Here is a 19,347-nt window from a genome sequence, read left to right on the forward strand (position 1 = left end):
GTAACGTTTTGCTATGAGACGGTTGGGACTCAAGGTGTGAGGTTGACGTTTTCAGCACAGATCAGTTACCTTCTAGGCATATAGATTTTTCAGCTTCACACAGGTATTGAACGTCATGGCACGTCCCGCCGCTCGATTTTATGGTTGGTTTATCAAGGTTCACTTGGAGTGAGTCCATCTTTTCATGGAACCTCGAAGTGAACCGCAAGCGCAACGCCTGCGGTTTTTTGTTTTCTATCCACCGTCACCCACGATTCATCCCATGCTCTCCTTCCCATCCTTGTTTAACACCTACTTTTTTTGGCCCCGATCCTCCTCCGGGTGACTTAGCCATGCGCTTATTCACAAACCCGGAGCCCCCTAGGTTCCGGGTTTTTTGTTGGTCATCCCCCGTCCCGATCGCTTACGGATTCATCCTCAATCTACGGAACTTCAACCCATGTCAAATCCCATGCACCAAGCTACCCTCGCCGCTAAAGCCCACGCCGATCATCGCTCCATCATTGCTCTGTCGGACACCGTTTCGGTCGGCGGAGAGCCCCTGCTGATCGTGGGTGGCCCCTGCGCCGTGGAAAGCCTTGCCCAGATGGAAGCGGTGGCCAGTCGCCTAGCCACGGCACCTGTCCAAGCCCTGCGCGGCGGCGTCTACAAACCCCGCACCTCGCCCTACTCCTTCCAAGGTATGGGGCAAGAGGGCCTAGAGATTTTATCCAGCGTGCGCGATCGCTACGGCCTGCCTGTGATCACCGAAGTGATGGCGATCGCCCAAATCGAAGCGGTGGCAGCCCATGCTGATGTGCTGCAAATTGGTAGCCGCAATATGCAAAACTTCGACTTGCTGAAAGCCGTGGGCACGGTGAACAAGCCCGTCGTCCTGAAGCGAGGTTTAGCCGCCACCCTAGAAGAATTCGTCATGGCCGCTGAATATATTCTCAGCCACGGCAATCCCAACGTCATCCTTTGTGAACGGGGGATTCGCAGCTTCGATTCTTACACCCGTAATGTTTTGGACCTCGGTACCGTGGTGGCGCTGAAGCAACTGACCCATCTACCAGTGCTCGTCGATCCCAGCCATGCGGCCGGCAAGCGTGAACTGGTGGCTGACCTGTCCCGTGCGGCGATCGCCTGTGGAGCCGATGGTCTAATGGTGGAATGCCATCCCCAACCGGAGCAATCCGTCTCCGATGCACGGCAGTCCCTGTCCTTAGACGAGATGGTAGACCTGGTCAATAACCTGCGGGCGATCGCCACGGCTGTGGGCCGCTCCATTGCCACTGTTGAACCCATGCCTCACCTCACGTTGGTCTAACAAGCCAACCTTTTTTATGGCTAATCCTGTCCGATCTCTGGGGACTGGTTCCTAGAGATCGGACTGCAGGTGCTCAATACCGATACACTGTTAGCAGTTTTGATGCGCAGTCTTGAGTAGGTGGTCATCCAGTATGAGCGATCGCACCCGACAATTTGGGCCAGGCTTTGCCTCAACCTTCATGTATTACTTCGTCGCTACCGCCTTTGTCACCACGTTTATGGCATCGCGGGTGCTGAGTATCACCATCTCCACCGGATTGCCCCAGCAGCTAGGCTTGGTAGTAGGACTGTTTGCTGGCGGACTGGGAGGGTATTTCAACCGCACCATTGAGTTTTCCATGACGGCCGCCAAACCCGCCAAGGTGATGAAGGAGTTGGAGGGCAAGCTAGCCGATATGGGGTACAAAAAGGTTGAAGCACCCCGAGGACTGGACGACGACGTCACGGTCTATGAACGATCGGCCATTGGCCGTTTAGTGTCGGGTAAGGTCTACGTCGTCTTAGAGAATGGTTCTGTAACCATCGCCAGCCGAGCTGTGCATATCCGTCGCTTGCGGAAGTTGCTAGAAGCTTAGAGGCCCAGCGCGATCGCCCCCTAGGAACGAGACTTGTCGCGATCGCCCCATTCTTCAGGAATTTCAGGATTCACCGGTACTTCAATGGCAAACTCCGTGCCGTCCTCTGGATTGGACACACAGCGCAACTGCCCACAATGGCGCTCCACCACAATCTGATGGCTGATCGACAGCCCCAGACCGGTACCCGTGCCGATTTCCTTCGTCGTAAAGAAAGGATCGAAAATACGCTGTTGCACCTCGGGCGGAATGCCTGGGCCATTATCGGCAATGTGGATAATGACGCGATCGCTGTCCGGCGACAGTTCCGTCCGAATGCGAATTTCGCTAATCGAGGTCAGATGCTCTGGATGCTCATAGTCTGGATCGGTGGGATCTCGGTGCAGCCCAACGGCTAGCTCCTGATCGCGCAGCGCATCAATGGCATTGCTGAGAATGTTCATAAACACCTGGTTGAGCTGCCCGGCAAAGCATTTGATCGGCACCAGTTCCCCATAGTCTTTGACCACCCGAATCGCCGGCTTGCCCCCATCCGCCTTCAGACGATGCTGCAAAATCCGCAGGGTGCTGTCTAACCCATCGTGAACATCCACTTTTTTGAGATCGGCCTCATCATGGCGCGAAAAACTCCGGAGCGATCGCACAATTTCGCGAATGCGTTCAGCCCCTAGGCGCATCGACCCCAACAGCTTGGGCAAATCCTCCATCAAAAAGCCGAGGTCAATATCCTCGGTTTCCTGGCGCAGATCCGGCGTTGGGTCAGGATAGGCCCGTTGATAGGCCTGAATCAGCCGCAACATATCTCGGGTGTAGTTGCGGGCGTAGGCCAGGTTGCCATAAATAAAGTTCACGGGATTGTTGATTTCATGGGCCACCCCCGCCATCAACTGTCCCAGACTCGACATCTTCTCACTTTGCACCAGTTGCGTCTGGGTTTGCTGCAAATCCCGTAGCGCTTGCTCAAGCTGTTGAGACTTCTCTCGCTCCTTGGCCTCCGAGTCGCGTAGCGCCTCTTCTGCATACTTGCGCTGGGTGATATCCTGCACCGTCCCCTCGTAGTACAGCGCCTCGCCTGCCTCATTGCGCACCACCCGCACATTTTCCGACGTCCAAATCACGCTGCCATCTTTGCGATAGACCTCGGCTTCAAACTGCGACACTACATTACACTGCTCCAACTGAGCAATTAACTCGGCCCGATGCTGGGGATGGACATAGAGCTTACTGATATCGGGCACCGCAGCCATAAACTCCGCTGGCGACCCATAGCCATACATTTCCACTAAAGCCGGGTTAGCACTGAGGCATTGTCCATCCGGTGTGGTTTGAAAAATTCCCTCCGCTGCATTTTCAAAAATACTGCGGTACTTTTCTTCCGCCTGCTGCAGCCGCTGCTCTGCCATTTTACGTTCCGTAATATCCCGCGCCACCCACAGCACACAGTTGTTGGGCAAGGGGGAAACGCTGGCGCTAAACCAGGCACTGCGGGGTGTATCATCCGCGTTCTGTTGGCTTGACGAGAACACGGGCAGACAGTATTCCAAATTCACGGTTTTGCTGGTGTTGAGCGATCGCTGAATGTGGATGATGAACAACGTGGCTTGCTCCGGCGGCAAGACCTCGTACACCGTTTTTCCCGACCGTTCAATATGGGGGCGGTAGAGCAGCTCCGAATTGGTGGAAATAATTTTGCGGTAGGTGCCGTTGCCATCAAACACAGCAATTACATCAGGCATCGCCGCAAACAGTGCGCGTAGTTCTGCTTCCGACGTCCGCAGCGCCATCTCAATCCGCTGCCGTTCGGTAATTTCAATGCGTAGACGATGGTTGGCATCCCGCAAAGCAGCCGTACGCTCCTCCACCCGGCTTTCCAATTCCTCATTGGCCCGCTGCAGAGCCTCCTCCGCCCGCTTCAGATCGGTAATGTCCTCAACCGTGCCTTCATAGTAAGCTGGGCTACCGTCTTCGTTATAGACTATGCGGGCATTTTCTGAAATCCAGATGAGGCTGCCATCTTTGCGATACACCTGAGACTCAAAGCGAACCACCGCCCCATCCCGATGGAGCTGTTTGATGAACTCTTCCCGACGAGATGGGTCGAAATAGAGCTGATTGCTAATATCCGGCAGCCCATTGGCCAAATCATCCGGGGCATCGTAGCCGTAGATACGCGCTAGGGCCGGGTTGGTGCTAAGAAAATGTCCATCCAGGGTGGTTTGGAAAATTCCTTCCACAGCATTTTCAAAAATACTGCGATATTTCTGTTCCGCATCCCGCAGGGCAGACTCGGCCTCATAGCGCTTGGTGATATCAATACCGACGGTGAACGCAGCTCGATTTTGGTCATACTTCTGGGCCACGATCAGATAGAAGCGCGTCTCGCCTTTCACCACTGCTTCCACTTGTCGGAAGGCATCTTGATCGGGAGAAGCAAAAAAGTCGCGCACAAAGGACTTAAATTCCTGACTGCTTTCCAGGAAGCCAATATCTTGCCCCGTGAAGGCTTCCACGGGCAGATCAAAGGTGCTAGCCAAGTGGCGGTTTACCCCGAGGTAGCGCAGATCGGAGGTAATCCAAGACACGATACCAGGCACTGCATCGAGAATCGCCTGCAGTTGGTTACGGGCATCCCGCAGGGCTTCTTCCGCCTGTTGACGCTCGGCCACCTCTGCCGAAAGCTTGACATTCGAAAGCTGTAGGGCGGTGGTGCGTTCTTCAATGATGCGCTCTAGCTCGCTCTGGATCTGCTGTAGCTCAAACTCGGTGGTTTTCCGGGCCGTAATATTGGTGCTGATACCTTCGTAGTAGGCGATCGCCCCTTGGTCGTCCCGCACCGCCCGAGCATTTTCAGAAAGCCAAATAATGCTGCCATCCCGGCGATAGACTTGGACTTCAAACTCTGTAATGACGTCCTGTTCTTGTAGTTGCTGCTTGAAGCGATCGCGATCGGCTGCATTCACATAGAGCTGTTGATCAATCTGAGTGATCGTCTCTATGAGGGCCGCGGGTGACTCATAGCCTAAAAGCTTTGCCATCGCTTGATTTACTTGCAGATACCGGCCATCCACCGTGCTTTGGAAAAAGCCCATCAACGCTTGGTCGAGAATATCGGATGGAATAGACGGGGCCTTGATAGACCCATCGATGGACGATTGTTCAATCGTTGCTTCTAATTGGGCAACCTGCTGCCGCAGTGTAGTGAGTTCTGCCAGCAGTTGGTCATGGGTTTTTTCATGGTCGTCCATAGCGCGAGGTGGCTCGTGTGACAATGCGGCCGAAACAACAGAATTCACCATCTGGATACCGATATCAGGTCAGCTCTAGTCCGTTGCATTGAGATCTTGACCCCCTAGGGAAGGCGATCGCTCCCCTCTCTGTCGTGAAGGTGTCCCAAAGACGGACGTTTCATTCACGCAATGTGATGCATCCAATGCTAGCTCGTAGCTGCAGACAGCCTTGTGCTGACCTAGCCATCTCCCAAAAGGAGAAAGACTAGGCTAATCCTAGCTTGTCTGAGCGCGATCGCCTGCCTTTGTGAACACCTTAATCTAGAGAAATAGTGAGACATCTCATCCAGTTCATCCAGCCTGAAGCATTGATCGACCCGTGAGTAGGCGGTGAACTGCTTGAACAGCCTAGGATCGATCATCAGAGCTTGAGATATGAGTCTGCCTCATATCAGTCATGAGGAACTGAAAACACCCTGATCGCTAGACGGCAATGTATGGATCTGGGTACTTAGAGATGCCAAGAGATGGCGATCGCCTAAGGCTAAACCGTCTGCTGAATCATGTGTCAATGCGTTACCCTGAATCGTTAGCTTCACTATACTGCGTTTCCCTGGGAGAGAGAATGTAAGCCAAACTACCATTAACCTCAATTCTTCTGAGATCGGAGGCTCAGACGGGAGAGCGATCGCTCCCGAGAAGCAAGATGTGAAGGGAATAGGCTGAAAAATTCTTAAACCTCTCAACGATCGTTGCTGGAAAGGGATTTTGTAGAATCCAACATAATGGGAGAATAGAACGGTGGCGATTCCCTGACGGAACTGCCGACATTGGATCAGTTGATGGACTAAGGCAAGGAAGAATTATGCTGAAGCGAATGGCACTGCTACTGCTGGTAATCGTGAGTCTAGGTTTGCAGAGCTGTGTTTCAGCCGGGGCAGGCTTAAACAGTTATATCGATAGCTATGATGGCTATGAATTTTTCTACCCCAACGGCTGGGTAGAAACCAAGGTGGAGAATGGCCCCGACATTGTTTTTCATGACATCATCCAGGAGTCCGAAAACGTCAGTGTCGTCATCAGCCCCGTTCCAGAAGGGCAAAGTTTGCGCGACCTCGGCACGCCGACCGAGGTGGGGCAGCGCCTCGCCCAAAAAGTAATCACATCAGCGGGTAGCGATCGCAAAGCAGAACTTGTGGGTGCCGCGGAACGAGATCTGGATGGTGAACTCTATTATCTTCTGGAATATGCCGTCGAGTTACCCACCCAAAACCGTCATAACTTAGCTAGCGTGGTGGTGCGTCGGGGTAAGCTATTCACCCTCAATGCATCGACGACAGAAAATCGCTGGGACAAAATGCGAGACACCTTCCGCCAAGTTGTGGCGTCGTTTAAGGCCTATTAATCCTAGGTTAATTCCCGGTTCATTCGTTTCACTCCGGCATCTTGTCTTACCCTATGGATTCAACGCCAGATGCAACGTCCACGATTCATTTTAGCGTCAGCCTCCCCAGCCCGACGGCGGCTTCTCCAAGGTGCGGGCATCGATCCAGTGGTCATGCCCAGCGATTTTGATGAAGATCAGATCGTCATGAATAATGCCGCCGAGCTAGTCCAGTCTCTAGCTCGGGGCAAGGCGGAGGCGATCGCCGCTCAACTTCCTCAAGACAACCCGGATTGGCTGGTGCTAGGCTGTGACTCTGTGCTGGCACTCCATGGAGAAATCCACGGTAAACCTGCCCATGCCCAAGAAGCGATCGCCCGTTGGCAACAGATGCGCGGTCGGGTAGGAGAACTGTATACAGGACACGTTTTGATTGATGGGCGGCAGGGTAAAACCCTATCCCGCAGTCAAATGACCCAAGTTCAGTTTGCTAAGGTCAGCGATCGCCAAATTGCCGCCTACGTAGCCACGGGAGAACCCCTCAACTGTGCCGGATGCTTCGCCCTCGAAGGTCAGGGCGGTTTCTTTGTAGAACAATTGGTGGGCTGCCACACCAATGTGATTGGTCTCAGTCTGCCTTTACTGCGATCCATGCTGGCGGATTTAGACTACGATATTATCGACTTTTGGCAGTCTTAACGATTGCTGAACGAGTAAAACTTGGATGCGTTACGCTATCGCTAACGCATTCTACTGGTGCAACACTTTTGGCATTCTTAACGCTTCTGAATGAGTAGGAAGACACCCTAAACTGATTTAGAGTGCTGATAGGCAAAGCCGTAACGCGCTGTCTTGGCATGATTAACTACGTTACCTATCTTATATTGCAAAGCTTGGATGCGTTATGCTATTGCTCACGCATCCTACCTGTCTCTTACCTGTAGAGCTTCTGGTTGACGACTCTTCAGCAACGTCTCAAAGAAGCATAAGCAGAACAATACTGCAGGGAATCAACCATTCCCAAAATCCTATTCCCCAGCCTTGGTTTGTTTCACGAACCTTGCCGCAGGGCAAACAGACATAGCGATCGGGATTGTTGCGATCTTGGATAAATTTACACTTACGGGTATCTTCGCAGCTACATGACGACATGGTGACCTCCAGGTTATAGGCTCAAAGAGTTAAAAATCTGGCACTACAATAGGTTTAGCTTGAGCGCTGTATGGCAAGACTGTTCACACATCAGACTTCTTGCACGGCTTGCCAGCTAATTAGATATTCAACATCACACAGCACTAACGTTATGGCGACCATCATGAACGCCATGACTCCACCACCACCACAAACGCTCCCCAACAAAGAGCAATACTCATCATCGGGACACTGAGATGAGTCGCGAGCATCATGAGCAGGCTCAAGGCCCAATGGGCACCCAGGCAGGCTGCCAAAATATAGGCGATCGCAAACCCAGTTCCGAGCCACAACAGCCACTTAAATGCGGCAATGCAGGCATTAACCAAAAGACTGTAATTCGGATCAAAAATCATAATACCGACTCCTGTAGATGGCGAGGGCGCTGCGATCGCTAGGTGGATCACCACCAGGCACAAAAACGCCCGGAACAAGGCTCGACAGCAACTCAGGTTGTATTCACATTTGTGACACTTACATAATCTCAACCCTCTGTAAGATTGTCAAGGTTTTAGTCTTTAGAGCCTGTCTTGTCACAAACTGCTACAAATCTATCATAGTCTTGTCAAGCTCATGGCGGCTATGGCAAAGTAGAATCACAGGTGCTGCTCATGGCTGAGAAAACATTCTTGAGTCTGTCACGTGCGTGGCAGAAGCGCAGGGCAGCGGCAGACGGTAGGCAATAGTCACATTTGTGGCATAGAATGGGGAGTTAGTCCGAACAACGGCTATCGTATAACCCATTCAGGATCCTGATGATGCTTACGTCTTCCATCGATGATGTGATTCAGAGCTTGACGCCGCGCCGAAAACAGGTTTTGGAGAACCTTTTAGTGGGTGCATCAGATGCGGAGATTGCCAAGGAGATGAAGGTGAGCGAACCTACCGTCCGCAAACACATCGAACGGATTTGTGACGTATTCACGCAGGCATTGCCTGACTACCATGGGCAAAAGCTAAAACGATCAGACCTGATTCGCGTCGTTGCGGGCCATCGTCCACAGATGACCGTACCTCAGCCCCAGCTAGAGGATGAAGCTCAACAGCTTAACCAAAAGGGATTTGATGAATATATGTCCGGGAACTTCGCTATTGCCGTCCAGTATTTTCAGGCAGCGATCGCCCTCCATCCCCACTACGCCAACGCTCACTATAACCTCGGCACGACCTACGAGCGACTGCAGCAGAACGAGAAAGCTAAATCTCACTACAAAAAGGCTAGGGATTTTCAAGGAAAGGGAGCCTATGCAGCCATCTGTAACTTAGCTCGACTGAATATTTTAGAAGGAAAACCCCAGGCAGCACTGCAACCTTTGGAAGACTGTCTAGAAGATGAAATTGAAGAACCATTAATTCGAGTATCTCTCCATAAAAATCTAGGTTGGGCGCTCTATTTACTGGGACAATACGATCGCTCCTTAGAGCAACTCCAGCAAGCGATCGCCCTCGATCCATCCTCAACTGCCTCCTATTGTCTGTTAGCTCAGGTCTATGAAGCTATAGGCAACCTGGACTCTGCTAAACACTATTGGCAAACATGTTTAGATGGATCTAAGTCTAATTCATCGGATGCAGCTCAATGGCCCTGGCAATGGCCAGAGGTTGCCGTGTGGCAGGCGCAAGCGTTTCAATTTATTCACAACTATTCTGAACCAGGAAAAGATCATGGAACAGCTTGACGGACGAAGATAAATCTGGTGTACTTGTAGGATGAGTTACGCTAACGCTAACTCATCCAAGCTCTACTAATGTTAGATAGAGCTGATGTTTAGCAAGTACCATTTGCCAAACATCAGCCTGTACCAGATTTACAGCAAGGGCGACGCGATGTAGGCTGGTGGTGGAATAATCGGATCGCTCTGACGTTTTTCCGTGACAGGTTCATCAGATTGAGCACTGGCTATTAATACCACGCCTAGAACAGGTAAGATGATGGCTAGAATGCAGAGAAATTTGCCAGCTACAGAGCTGGATAACAAGTGAGATGGGTTGTTAGTCATGGCTAAGTATGCTCCACGAGTAAATGATTAGTGTCGTGAGCCAAGCCCAAATGCGATCGCTTGGTTGTCTAACGGATTTATTTAGCCCACATGATTTCTATCGGATGAAGAAAAATCATTTGTGCAATGTTTCCAGAAATTGAGTCACAATCTTCCCCAACACGAACCTTGTGCTTGCGAAACTAAAATTAGGTGTTCTATCCTATTGATGGGGATTTCTGTCAATCTGTGACCGCACAGGTGATGGTTGTCACCCCGCTGACCTTCTCAGAGCTTCTTCATGCAAACGCGCCAACTTGGACAATCCAACCTGCAGATTACGCCAATTTTGATGGGTACCTGGCAAGCAGGGAAACGTGGCTGGGTGGGTATTGAGGACGATCAAGTAATCGCAGCTATCCAGGCAGCGGTTGACGCAGGCATCACTACCATTGATACGGCAGAAGTCTACGGCGATGGCTATTCAGAACAGTTAGTGGCCAAGGCGCTGTCAGACCGCCGCTATCGCGTGGTCTATGCCACCAAGGTATTCGCCAACCACATGAAATATTCTGAGGTGCTAGAAGCCTGCGATCGCTCCCTCAAGCATTTGCAAACCGACTATATTGATCTGTATCAAATTCACTGGCCCTCCGGCTCCTTCAACAGCGACGTGGTGCCCATTAGCGAAACCATGCGGGCCATGGTGGAACTGAAAGAGCAAGGCAAAATTCGCGCCATCGGCGTCTCCAACTTCTCCCGCGCCCAGCTCGAAGAAGCGGCTGAGTATGGACGCATTGATAGCCTGCAGCCACCCTACTCGCTGTTTTGGCGGCATGTGGAAGCTGATGCCATGCCCTACTGCATCGAGCACAACATCACTATCTTGGCCTACTCGCCCCTGGCTCAAGGACTGCTCACCGGCAAATTTGGCCCCGATCATCAGTTTGCTGAAGGCGACATCCGCGCCAAGAACAAACTCTTCCAACCCGAGCATTACGCCCGTGCCCAAGCAGCGATCGCCCAACTGCGCCCTCTGGCGGACAAGTACGGCATCACCCTAGGGCAACTAGCCTTGGCCTGGCTGATGGGGCAGCCCCAAACCTGCGTGATTGCCGGTGCTCGCAATGCTGACCAAGTGCGACAAAATGCGATCGCTGCTGATGTTCATCTCGACGAGAGCGATCGGAAAGCGATCGATGAGATGGGTCATAGCGTCGCCGACCACCTAGATGACAATCCGGTGATGTGGTCATTTGGGTAAGAGATAGCAGGGGGGCGATCGCATCCACCCCCTCCTAGAACCCTGAATCTTGAAGACAACGCCGTTCTACGTGCTACCCAAGTCTATATTTAACAAGTAACTCTTGCCAAAAGTCCCATGCAAACTCATTAGCTTCTAGCTTTGCAACGCTTTCAGAAGCACGAGAGTTTTGACTAGCTGATTCGACAATAACTTGAACAGCCTCTTTTGTTTTTTCATAACTACCAAGCTCATTTGTATAACGTTCCACCAATCCCAAATAGTTTTCTAGGTAGTAAGGCAATTTTTCCTTTAAAGAGTCCTTAGATAAATTGTCTTCCCATTGCTCAAGTAATAGCTTGACCCATTTAATAGGAATTTCCCCTCGACTGTCAAAGCTTAACAAGCTCATGGTTTCGAAGTTTCTAGAGTTGAGCGATACAATTAATTCATTTGCAAAGCTTACTTGCTCTGCCTCTGGAAGGGTATCTGCTAAGTCCCACATTCGACATACACGGAGAGCAGAAAGCGCAGGTTTTACCTTATACCCATTTTGCGTTTTTAAAGCTTGCCTTGCTTTTTTAAGGATGTCTTGACCAAATATTTCTGTAAATTTGCTTCCAAATAAATATTTATAATGCCCACTTAATTCAATTAGATCATCTAATGGAATTAAGCTTGATGCTTCCTCCAGTAAATCCTTGGCAAGAGGGACAGTATCCGCGGCGGCAAGAAACTGAGCAGCTGACTTTCTTGATATTTCTCCATACGGTAAAATTTGTGATCTAAAAACTGACTTAATTACTTCTTGAGCATGTTTAGAAAGTTCATTAATACATTCTGGATAGTTTAGAATTCCTTCCAAAATATTAATATTAAGACTCAATTCTTGTTCTAGAATATATTCATTCCAAGAATTTGAAATTTCATTTGAAATTGCATCCGAAAACTGTAATTCACTTTTTGCACCCCATATATTGACCAAAAAGCAAAGAATATTGAGTTCATGTTCTTTGCTAATAGGTGAGCTAAGGGCTTTAAATAGTTCTTTAATGAGGCGTGGAATTTGCTTAGAATTTGTTCGACTGACTTTGTCAACTACACAATCTTTTAATTGTGTTAGCTTATATGGAAATGGTTGGTCAGGGAAAAAATGTGTTTTTTTAATCGATTCAAGTAATTGATTGACGTAAAATGCTCCTAGCTGAGCAGGTTGAGAAAGAACAATATCATAAAGCGTCCTAATAAAGTAGCGAACTTCTTCAGGCGTTGGATCAAATAAATCTCCTGTTTCATCAAATGAAGGATGTGCATAACAATTTCTGGTCTTACTAAGGGATTCCAGAGTATTCGCTTCGTATCGACTAATCATCGCAGATTCCTTAGCTGCCTAAATAAGTGCCTGCTCCCAATTTTGATGGTTTGCTATTTTAGGTGCTAGCTTCTTCCATTGTTCGGTAGCAGTAGGTTCGCATTGTTTTACCAAAATATCAAATTTTTTAACAAGGTTAAACATTGTCGCAATCCATACCGCAAGAATTGCACTGCGATAATTGCCAATTCGATAGCTTTTAATGGCTTCTTCTAAGTATTTCTGAATTTGTGGATCTTTTACGCTAAGCAAAATTTTATCAAAATCAAGCATGGTGACCATTTATCATTGGTTTATAGAGTCTAACGCAGCATAACTCTAAATCTGAAAATTAAATTTTAGCAGCTAGTTTTCCAGATATTCGTCCACCAAAAATTAAGCTAACGATCACTCCCTCCTACCGCACAAAAACTCGCAGCAGTTTCTCATTCCACGCGTGATCGAGCACAATTTCCCGCAGGGCAAACAACCTGAGAGCGATCGCCCTTACTGACTTTCTGTCAAATCTGTATAAACAATGATCTTACAACCTAAAATTAACAGCAATAGCAACTCTGCGGAACAGAGAATCGTCACACCTAATTAGCCCTGTTGTTAGTGACTGGTATAGATGCCACGCTGACGTAATTGCTGGACAAAGAATTCCTCTAGACTTGGGCGAGCGAGCTGCATACTCAGCAACTGGGCACTCATCAGCCGTAGACTAGCAAGAAAGTCTTGGGGTTCGCCCTTCAGGTGTCCGTGCCAAACGCCATCATCGGCTTCCAAGTCGGGGATCCACTGACGGAGCACCTCAGCATTGCCGCCCCTCACCCGCACAGCATAGACTTCCGTGACGCCGACCAGTTCGGTAATGGAGCCGACACATAGCAACTCACCTTGAGCCAAGATGGCAATGCGATCGCAAATCAGTTCCACATCCGAGAGCACGTGGCTATTGAAGAAAATAGTCTTGCCTTGGGCTTTCAGCGACACAATGATTTCGCGAATCTGGTAGCGACCCATGGGGTCTAGACCCGACATGGGTTCATCCAAAAACACCACATCAGGATCATTAATCAGCGCTTGGGCCATGCCCACCCGCTGCAGCATTCCCTTGGAGTACTTGCGCATCTGCTTTTTGATGGCAGCAGATTTCGCCAATCCTACCAAATCTAGCAGTTCAGGAATACGGGTTTTCTGCACCGACCGAGGAATGCGGAAGAGCCCAGCGGCATATTCCAAAAACTCCCAGCCGGTGAGGTAATCGTAGAAGTAGGGATTTTCTGGTAGGTAGCCCACCTGCTGTTTTACGGTGCGATCGCCCAAGGGTTGACCCAGCAACAGACCGCGACCGCTGGTGGGACGCACAATGCCCAGCAACGTTTTCAGCAACGTCGTCTTGCCCGCGCCGTTGGGGCCAAGCAACCCAAAGGTTTCGCCTTGGTAGACCGTCAGCGAACAGTTTTTGAGCGGCACAACGGTTTGGTTGAGCCAAAAGCCCGTGCGGTAGGCCTTCTGTAATGCTTCAACCTGAACCACAATGGGGCGATCGCTAGACTGGGGTTCAGGTGCGTGGGGTGCTTCAACATCCGTAGAACTCATGGCATCACAAACGGGTAGGAATGGTAAACAGGGCGAGGCAGATGGATGACACTCGCTATCTTAACAAGGCACCCATCCAACAACCAAAATTCCCAAGGGTATTTCCCTGGAGCAAGCTGACATGGTCTAAGTATGCCCAGGTTGTTTACCAGGTTGAGCAGGCAGTTTACAAAAATGGCTTACAACAATCCTCGATGCCGGATGAACAGTAGAATTGCCGCCCAAGACCCCAGCGCCACCTTGATTGCCACCAACAGGTTGAGAATTGGAATCCAGCCACCGCTGACTAAGGCTCCCAGATTGCCATGGGGCGGCTCAATGCCCACTAGGGCGAGGACAGCTAGGATGATGAAAATGAGGACGGCAATTTTCTCCCAGGTGGCGGCGTGCCAGCGTTGGTAGATGGCTTCCATCCATTGCGACGACGAGGTGATCGCTACCAAACCAATGGCCGTTCCCCCAGCCACCCCCGCCGCAAATCCGCCACCGGGGCTCAGGTGACCTCGCAGCGCTAGTTCAATGCTCACCAAGGCAGCGATCGTGGCTCCTAAGCGGGCTAAGACGATGGAGGGATGATCGGTAAATTGATAGATCGTGGTGGTGGGTTGTTCATCAGCCAAGAGAAAGCGAACCCCCATGATGGCCAAGGTAAATACAACCACCTCGAAGATCGTGTCGTAAACACGGTTTCTGAAAATAATGCCCGATACGGCATTGGGGACACCGCTATCCTGCATCACCATTTCCACAATCGACAATTCGGTGGTGTCTAGGGTGAGGTTGGGCAAGACCAGCATTTTAAGATAGGTTGCGATTCCCGCTGCAATGTAAATCCACTTCACAGGTGTCCCTCCACGGGTTTAGCAATACTGGATGTTGAATGAGATGCTGCTGCACTAGATGCAGCAACGTTTACGTAGGTTAAATGGGCGATCGCATCCGGCAAAGCAGCCTGGAGAATATTGTAGAGCCGCCGAACGCGAATGTGCAGACGGTAGGACGGTTCATGGTTCTCAAGGGTTGAATCATCCACGGTTAATGATGCAGGCTGGGTTTGCCGTGGCTCCAAGGATTCACAGATAGCATGAACCTCCTGGTCGCGCAGGGCAGTATGGAGATCTTGCAAATTAGAATAAGGAACAACTTCAAGGCGTAGGTAGTACTTATCTAGCGGTGGGCGCAGAGCCGCTAGCACAGAATCCATCGATGGCAGAGGATGCTCAGTGGTCTTAGAATCCAGGACACCCAGCCGCATACTCATCGACGATCGCACCGCGACGGCATAGAGGGTGATGGATAACATGGTGCCGACTAGGGCTTCAGTCAGGGCCACATCAGCCGCCCCAAACAAGGCATAGACCAAGGCGGCCACCGCTCCCAAAATGCCGCGAATCACCAAGGCGTGATAGGGATTGACCTGGGAAACTAACATGCAGGCAGTCAAGGGCAGCAGAAGAGCGATCGCTAGGATATAAAACTCATCTGTCAAAATCTCAGGCATCCTCTCCTCCTCGGGTCGAACAGTAGGCCAACACATAGCCAAGTACGGTATTCCAGATGGCTAACGAAATCAGCGCCAAGACCAGCAACGGCCATTCTCGGGGAATTTTGAGCAATAGCCCCACGACGATGCTCATGGAGCCTAGGGTGTCGGATACGGATAGGCTATGGAGTTTGAACAAGACAGAGCGATCGCCCAGCAATGGCCAAGTTCCCCAAAACCAGAACACTAACCCAATACTGATCAAGGTATAGCTTAGGGTATCAATCATAGGTCGTTTATCCGTCGTAAAACATGAGCCAGAAGCATTAGAGCAGCGTTGCCCACACTCAAAATCAACACACCTACCACGCCAATCATCCAATCATCCCGCAAAACAGAGACTACTAAGATCATGATGGATGTTTTGGTGGCAATGCTGGCGAAGGCCAACATTTTTTGCCAAATACTGTTGTCTTGCCAAGCCTCATAGATGGGAATGAGTAGCGCCAGGATCATAATCGTGATCACCCAGTTCATGGCTTAGACCTCCGTGCCACTTGGTGAACTTCATACCGACCATCTTCGTGATAGTGGAGAACAATGGTTTTGGGCGTGAAGGTGATCAGGAAAATATCTAGAAAAATCAGCCCAGGAGAACGATTGGGTTTTACCCGTTGCATAGCGATCGCTTCTTGGCGATGGGGACGCAGCATAATTTCAATCGCTTCCTTGTAGGCAATGGGGATAGCAACGATGATTTCCCAGAGGACATGGAGCCAATCCCGCAGGGTAGACGATGCCGTATAGCCTCGCGGTAACAGAAGCGCCACGCATATGCCGATGATGATATTGGCTAAGCTACCGTCGGCGGTGAGCAAAAACCAAATAACTAATCGCAGCAGCAGGTCTAAGTAGGCAATCATGTCAACACCATCCAAAAGAGAGCAGTTAACGTCAGACTCATCATGCCAATGAGATGCTCTAAACGCTCAAACATGCGTGGCAGCTTCAAAGCTAGGCGCTGAACCAGCACAAGATGCACTAGACAGCCAGCACCCAGAATTAGCAAGGCTTTGGCCATTTCGGTGACGGTATAAACCTCCAAATGTAGACCATTAGCCACCACCAAGCTGCCCAAGAGGAGAACCATCGCCCACCAAAAACTTTGATGCATGGCATGGGGAGCAGCATCCTTAGACTGGGTGGCAACCGGCAGAAACAGAAACTTAGACAAGGCGATCGCTGTTCCCACTGCCACGAGGTTCAGGGCGATCGCCTGCCAAGGCTCTAGCGCCTTGAGCGTCAGAACTTTGGCCCCAAATCCGGCTAATAGTGGAAAGCCCGCTACTGAGAGACAAGCGATCGCCAAGGCTGTCCATAGCGGTGCATAGAGCGGCGTTTGGCGCAGGGTCTGAAAACTACGACTCGGTAGATTACCGCTGATTAAAAAGAGAGTGGTTTTCGCCAGACCATGGGTGAGGGCATAGAACCCAGCCACCGCCGGAGCCGCCAGCACAAAGCCGAGCTGGGAAATGGTACTGAGGGCCAAGAGCCGCTTTGTATCTGTTTCCACCACAGCATAGGCAACACCCAACATAGCCGTCCCCACTCCGAAGATGCCGAGTAGTGGCCCCATATCTTCCATCATCAAGGCACAGCGCACCAAGGGAAACACCCCTGCTTTCACAACAACTCCAGAGAGCAGAGCAGAGACGGGTGTTTCTGCTTCAGAATGCGTTAGCGGTAGCCACAGTCCAGAGACAAAAATTCCGCCTTTGGTTAAGAGTCCTAACATCACCAGAGCGATCGCTTCTGTGGGGGCATCCTGCAATCCGGTGAAGGCGAAGGTATGGCTAGATTGATAGACCAACAACGCTCCGATCAGATAAAACAGCATGGCCGTATTACTGACAAATAAATAGCGCAGCGCCACCCAAATTGAACGATTAGTACGGGGGTAGGCAATTAGCAAAAAGGCAGCAATACCAATCACTTCTAGCGCTACATATAGACTAATGAAGTCCGCACAGATGAACACAGCATTGAGACTGCCGTGCAGGATGATCATCTGAGTATAAAAAAAAGCGCTCTTGCCCGTTTGCCAACAATAGAGAACCACCGCCGCAGTCACGAGAGCATTGGTGACAATAAAATAGCCGCTCAAGGAATCAATGAACAGCGTGACGCCAAACCGATCCAGGAGTTGGACAGTGAGCGGCGCAGGAGCCCATAGCTGCTGAAGTCCGTAGACCAAGGATATCAGGGCGATTCCTAGGGCTAGGTAGCGATGAAATTTGGGCAACAGATAGCCGCTAAAGCCCACGAAAAATGGAATCGCCATCCAAACGACCGCCACGGGAGCGGTATCCTGCAGCGCAACCGATATGGGGTCAGCGATCGCTATTCTTTGGGTTAATAGCTCAAGTCCGGTCGATAAGATGTTGCTCATGGTGTGTTGTTCTTCTCGATTTCACTGCTCTCTAGAGTGGGGTTATCTCTTGCTAGCTTCATAACACCGACTAGCATGAGAGCTTGGATGGAAAAGCCAATCACAATCGCGGTTAAAATCACCGCTTGGGGTACCGGATCGGCATAGCTTCCCGGCTGTACATCAGACGCAATGGGGGTAAATAATCCTCCTCGCGCAGCAACCAGCACGTAGTAAGCGATCACCCCAGTGCTCATCACATCCATGGAGATGATCTTCATCATTAAGTTCTTTTTCAAAATAATGCCGAAAAATCCACATAGAACCGTTGCAAAAACACAAGCTTCTAAAAATGACATAGTGACTAGGCGAGGGTATGAGACCAGGGAGAGCGATCGCTCAGAGGCTATGGTGTGGGAGTAATCCTGCTAAATGAATCATCTTGGATTAATTGAGCAGGACGATAGTCTTGAAAACTCAACCGACAGACCTATAGGTAAACGTCAATCATGGATATAAAAGAAGTGCGTGGGTTAAACGGATGCAAACCCACGCTGAACTCTAATTGTTGCAAGTCAATGGGGATCCATAAACCGCTGTGTAGAGCGCTATTAGACGTAGCCGTAACGCATCGTATCGTGAGATTTAGATAACATTGTTGTAGAGTGCTATCAGGTGTTGCCGTAAGGCACTCTTTCGCTAAGAAATCCTCCCCATCAAGTTTGCTCCTTGCAGATTAGATAGTCACAGAAGCATCCGTATCCAAGGGTGGCTCATGTACATCTGGAAACACCTGGGTAACCGCTTCTCTGAGTGCTGCCGCCCGATCCATATAAAGATTTTGGGGGGGAATTAACTCAAAGACCTTCAACTTCCCTAATCGCTGCTTGGTTTGCCCGGCTGCTCCCACGATAAACACATAGCGGCGCTTTTCCACAGCTTCTTGGATGGCATTTTCGAGGGCAAGGGACGCCGTTACCCCTAAGTGTGGGACATTACTTAAGTCAAACACAATGGCATCACAGTCACCGATCGCATTATGTTCACGAGCGATCGCCTTCGCCACACCAAAAATCATCGGCCCGCTCAATTGGAACAGCAGTACACGACCATTGGCTTCATCCAACCAGCGCTTTTCATCCGCATCGATTAAAACGGCATCATCAGCATCCGTAATGGTTTGCACAGACTTTGCCTGCAGCGTACTCATGCGATCAATGGTGAGAATATTGGCGACGAAGACCCCAATCCCCACGGCTGCAATTAGGTCTACCAGAACCGTCAGGATAATCACCCCATACATAATCAGAGCGCCCTTGACCGACACCTCATGGGCTCGCTTCAAGAAACTCCAGTCAATGATATCAATCCCAACCTTGAGGGCAATACCTGCCAAAACGGCTAAGGGAATCATACCTGCTAGGTTGCCAGCTCCTAAAATGACCACCAAAAGCACACCCGCCCGAGTTAAGCCCGAGAGTGCTGTTTTCCCACCTGTTTGGATATTAACAACCGTGCCCATGGTTGCTCCAGCTCCAGCAATACCGCCGAACAAGCCCGACATGAAGTT

Annotated in this window: 21 protein-coding genes; 6 read left to right on the top strand and 15 right to left on the bottom strand. The window is 50.3% G+C overall.

Features of this window, described 5'->3' with window-relative positions:
- The first annotated feature begins 379 nt into the window (after positions 1-379).
- Entirely contained in the window at positions 380-1,309 is a 930-nt protein-coding gene (gene aroF, locus V6D20_05485; protein ID HEY9815243.1) for a 3-deoxy-7-phosphoheptulonate synthase, read from the top strand.
- Positions 1,310-1,442: 133 nt separating this feature from the next.
- Positions 1,443-1,886: a hypothetical protein gene (locus V6D20_05490; protein ID HEY9815244.1), complete on the top strand. Its 444-nt coding sequence runs from the start codon at positions 1,443-1,445 to the stop codon at positions 1,884-1,886.
- Between the two features lie 20 nt (positions 1,887-1,906).
- Here V6D20_05490 and V6D20_05495 read toward each other — a convergent pair whose 3' ends face one another.
- On the bottom strand, positions 1,907-5,131 hold the full coding sequence (locus V6D20_05495) for a PAS domain S-box protein (GenBank protein ID HEY9815245.1): 3,225 nt from the start codon (positions 5,129-5,131) through the stop codon (positions 1,907-1,909).
- A gap of 847 nt (positions 5,132-5,978) precedes the next feature.
- Here V6D20_05495 and psbP point away from each other — a divergent pair.
- Both psbP and V6D20_05505 read left to right on the top strand, forming a co-directional pair.
- Positions 5,979-6,518, top strand: a complete 540-nt coding sequence (gene psbP / locus V6D20_05500; GenBank protein HEY9815246.1) for a photosystem II reaction center PsbP — start codon at positions 5,979-5,981, stop codon at positions 6,516-6,518.
- A gap of 69 nt (positions 6,519-6,587) precedes the next feature.
- Entirely contained in the window at positions 6,588-7,196 is a 609-nt protein-coding gene (locus V6D20_05505) for a nucleoside triphosphate pyrophosphatase (protein ID HEY9815247.1), read from the top strand.
- Positions 7,197-7,472: 276 nt separating this feature from the next.
- On the opposite strand, the gene V6D20_05510 is transcribed toward V6D20_05505, so the two are convergent.
- Both V6D20_05510 and V6D20_05515 read right to left on the bottom strand, forming a co-directional pair.
- Entirely contained in the window at positions 7,473-7,649 is a 177-nt protein-coding gene (locus tag V6D20_05510; protein HEY9815248.1) for a hypothetical protein, read from the bottom strand.
- 161 nt (positions 7,650-7,810) lie between these two features.
- The gene (locus V6D20_05515; GenBank protein HEY9815249.1) at positions 7,811-8,044 is read right to left on the bottom strand and encodes a hypothetical protein; all 234 of its coding nucleotides are present in this window, start codon (positions 8,042-8,044) and stop codon (positions 7,811-7,813) included.
- A 399-nt stretch (positions 8,045-8,443) separates the two neighbouring features.
- Here V6D20_05515 and V6D20_05520 point away from each other — a divergent pair, with 399 nt between their 5' ends.
- Positions 8,444-9,367 (top strand): tetratricopeptide repeat protein, encoded by a 924-nt coding sequence (locus tag V6D20_05520; GenBank protein HEY9815250.1) that lies wholly within the window; start codon positions 8,444-8,446, stop codon positions 9,365-9,367.
- 129 nt (positions 9,368-9,496) lie between these two features.
- On the opposite strand, the gene V6D20_05525 is transcribed toward V6D20_05520, so the two are convergent.
- Positions 9,497-9,688 (bottom strand): hypothetical protein, encoded by a 192-nt coding sequence (locus tag V6D20_05525; protein ID HEY9815251.1) that lies wholly within the window; start codon positions 9,686-9,688, stop codon positions 9,497-9,499.
- A 280-nt stretch (positions 9,689-9,968) separates the two neighbouring features.
- Between V6D20_05525 and V6D20_05530 the strand changes: the two genes are divergently transcribed.
- Positions 9,969-10,931, top strand: a complete 963-nt coding sequence (locus V6D20_05530) for an aldo/keto reductase (protein HEY9815252.1) — start codon at positions 9,969-9,971, stop codon at positions 10,929-10,931.
- 73 nt (positions 10,932-11,004) lie between these two features.
- Here the strand turns inward: V6D20_05530 and V6D20_05535 are convergent, their stop codons facing one another.
- From V6D20_05535 to V6D20_05585, 11 genes are all read right to left on the bottom strand, one after another.
- Complete coding sequence (locus tag V6D20_05535; GenBank protein HEY9815253.1) at positions 11,005-12,282, bottom strand: hypothetical protein; 1,278 nt, start codon at positions 12,280-12,282, stop codon at positions 11,005-11,007.
- 18 nt (positions 12,283-12,300) lie between these two features.
- Positions 12,301-12,555: a hypothetical protein gene (locus tag V6D20_05540; protein HEY9815254.1), complete on the bottom strand. Its 255-nt coding sequence runs from the start codon at positions 12,553-12,555 to the stop codon at positions 12,301-12,303.
- A gap of 321 nt (positions 12,556-12,876) precedes the next feature.
- Positions 12,877-13,866 (bottom strand): ABC transporter ATP-binding protein, encoded by a 990-nt coding sequence (locus V6D20_05545; protein ID HEY9815255.1) that lies wholly within the window; start codon positions 13,864-13,866, stop codon positions 12,877-12,879.
- Positions 13,867-14,045: 179 nt separating this feature from the next.
- Positions 14,046-14,708, bottom strand: coding sequence for a Na(+)/H(+) antiporter subunit B (locus V6D20_05550; protein HEY9815256.1), 663 nt, complete (start codon positions 14,706-14,708; stop codon positions 14,046-14,048).
- The gene (locus V6D20_05555) at positions 14,705-15,367 is read right to left on the bottom strand and encodes a DUF4040 domain-containing protein (protein HEY9815257.1); all 663 of its coding nucleotides are present in this window, start codon (positions 15,365-15,367) and stop codon (positions 14,705-14,707) included. Before V6D20_05555 ends, V6D20_05550 begins: the two co-directional genes overlap by 4 nt.
- Positions 15,360-15,638 (bottom strand): monovalent cation/H(+) antiporter subunit G, encoded by a 279-nt coding sequence (locus tag V6D20_05560; GenBank protein ID HEY9815258.1) that lies wholly within the window; start codon positions 15,636-15,638, stop codon positions 15,360-15,362. Before V6D20_05560 ends, V6D20_05555 begins: the two co-directional genes overlap by 8 nt.
- Positions 15,635-15,886 carry a hypothetical protein gene (locus V6D20_05565; GenBank protein HEY9815259.1) on the bottom strand — a complete coding sequence of 84 codons (252 nt, stop codon included), beginning with the start codon at positions 15,884-15,886 and terminating at the stop codon, positions 15,635-15,637. Before V6D20_05565 ends, V6D20_05560 begins: the two co-directional genes overlap by 4 nt.
- Positions 15,883-16,272 carry a Na+/H+ antiporter subunit E gene (locus V6D20_05570; protein HEY9815260.1) on the bottom strand — a complete coding sequence of 130 codons (390 nt, stop codon included), beginning with the start codon at positions 16,270-16,272 and terminating at the stop codon, positions 15,883-15,885. Before V6D20_05570 ends, V6D20_05565 begins: the two co-directional genes overlap by 4 nt.
- Positions 16,269-17,798, bottom strand: a complete 1,530-nt coding sequence (locus V6D20_05575; protein ID HEY9815261.1) for a cation:proton antiporter — start codon at positions 17,796-17,798, stop codon at positions 16,269-16,271. Before V6D20_05575 ends, V6D20_05570 begins: the two co-directional genes overlap by 4 nt.
- On the bottom strand, positions 17,795-18,136 hold the full coding sequence (locus V6D20_05580) for an NADH-quinone oxidoreductase subunit K (GenBank protein HEY9815262.1): 342 nt from the start codon (positions 18,134-18,136) through the stop codon (positions 17,795-17,797). The genes V6D20_05575 and V6D20_05580 overlap by 4 nt, the downstream gene beginning before the upstream one ends.
- 377 nt (positions 18,137-18,513) lie before the next feature.
- The coding region (locus tag V6D20_05585) for a SulP family inorganic anion transporter (GenBank protein ID HEY9815263.1) at positions 18,514-19,347 on the bottom strand (834 nt) is incomplete at its 5' end.

The sequence above is a fragment of the Candidatus Obscuribacterales bacterium genome, from assembly GCA_036703605.1.
GTDB lineage: Bacteria > Cyanobacteriota > Cyanobacteriia > RECH01 > RECH01 > RECH01.

What these genes read in the sequence shown, in the direction of transcription:
- V6D20_05555 (HEY9815257.1), bottom strand. Translation starts at nt 15,367, where the DNA reads ATGCCTGAGATTTTGACAGATGAGTTTTATATCCTAGCGATCGCTCTT.
- V6D20_05520 (HEY9815250.1), top strand. Translation starts at nt 8,444, where the DNA reads ATGATGCTTACGTCTTCCATCGATGATGTGATTCAGAGCTTGACGCCG.
- V6D20_05525 (HEY9815251.1), bottom strand. Translation starts at nt 9,688, where the DNA reads ATGACTAACAACCCATCTCACTTGTTATCCAGCTCTGTAGCTGGCAAA.
- V6D20_05565 (HEY9815259.1), bottom strand. Translation starts at nt 15,886, where the DNA reads ATGAACTGGGTGATCACGATTATGATCCTGGCGCTACTCATTCCCATC.
- V6D20_05570 (HEY9815260.1), bottom strand. Translation starts at nt 16,272, where the DNA reads ATGATTGCCTACTTAGACCTGCTGCTGCGATTAGTTATTTGGTTTTTG.
- V6D20_05560 (HEY9815258.1), bottom strand. Translation starts at nt 15,638, where the DNA reads ATGATTGATACCCTAAGCTATACCTTGATCAGTATTGGGTTAGTGTTC.
- V6D20_05535 (HEY9815253.1), bottom strand. Translation starts at nt 12,282, where the DNA reads ATGATTAGTCGATACGAAGCGAATACTCTGGAATCCCTTAGTAAGACC.
- V6D20_05545 (HEY9815255.1), bottom strand. Translation starts at nt 13,866, where the DNA reads ATGAGTTCTACGGATGTTGAAGCACCCCACGCACCTGAACCCCAGTCT.
- psbP (HEY9815246.1), top strand. Translation starts at nt 5,979, where the DNA reads ATGCTGAAGCGAATGGCACTGCTACTGCTGGTAATCGTGAGTCTAGGT.
- V6D20_05515 (HEY9815249.1), bottom strand. Translation starts at nt 8,044, where the DNA reads ATGATTTTTGATCCGAATTACAGTCTTTTGGTTAATGCCTGCATTGCC.
- V6D20_05540 (HEY9815254.1), bottom strand. Translation starts at nt 12,555, where the DNA reads ATGCTTGATTTTGATAAAATTTTGCTTAGCGTAAAAGATCCACAAATT.
- V6D20_05580 (HEY9815262.1), bottom strand. Translation starts at nt 18,136, where the DNA reads ATGTCATTTTTAGAAGCTTGTGTTTTTGCAACGGTTCTATGTGGATTT.
- V6D20_05510 (HEY9815248.1), bottom strand. Translation starts at nt 7,649, where the DNA reads ATGTCGTCATGTAGCTGCGAAGATACCCGTAAGTGTAAATTTATCCAA.
- V6D20_05495 (HEY9815245.1), bottom strand. Translation starts at nt 5,131, where the DNA reads ATGGACGACCATGAAAAAACCCATGACCAACTGCTGGCAGAACTCACT.
- V6D20_05505 (HEY9815247.1), top strand. Translation starts at nt 6,588, where the DNA reads ATGCAACGTCCACGATTCATTTTAGCGTCAGCCTCCCCAGCCCGACGG.
- V6D20_05530 (HEY9815252.1), top strand. Translation starts at nt 9,969, where the DNA reads ATGCAAACGCGCCAACTTGGACAATCCAACCTGCAGATTACGCCAATT.
- V6D20_05490 (HEY9815244.1), top strand. Translation starts at nt 1,443, where the DNA reads ATGAGCGATCGCACCCGACAATTTGGGCCAGGCTTTGCCTCAACCTTC.
- V6D20_05575 (HEY9815261.1), bottom strand. Translation starts at nt 17,798, where the DNA reads ATGAGCAACATCTTATCGACCGGACTTGAGCTATTAACCCAAAGAATA.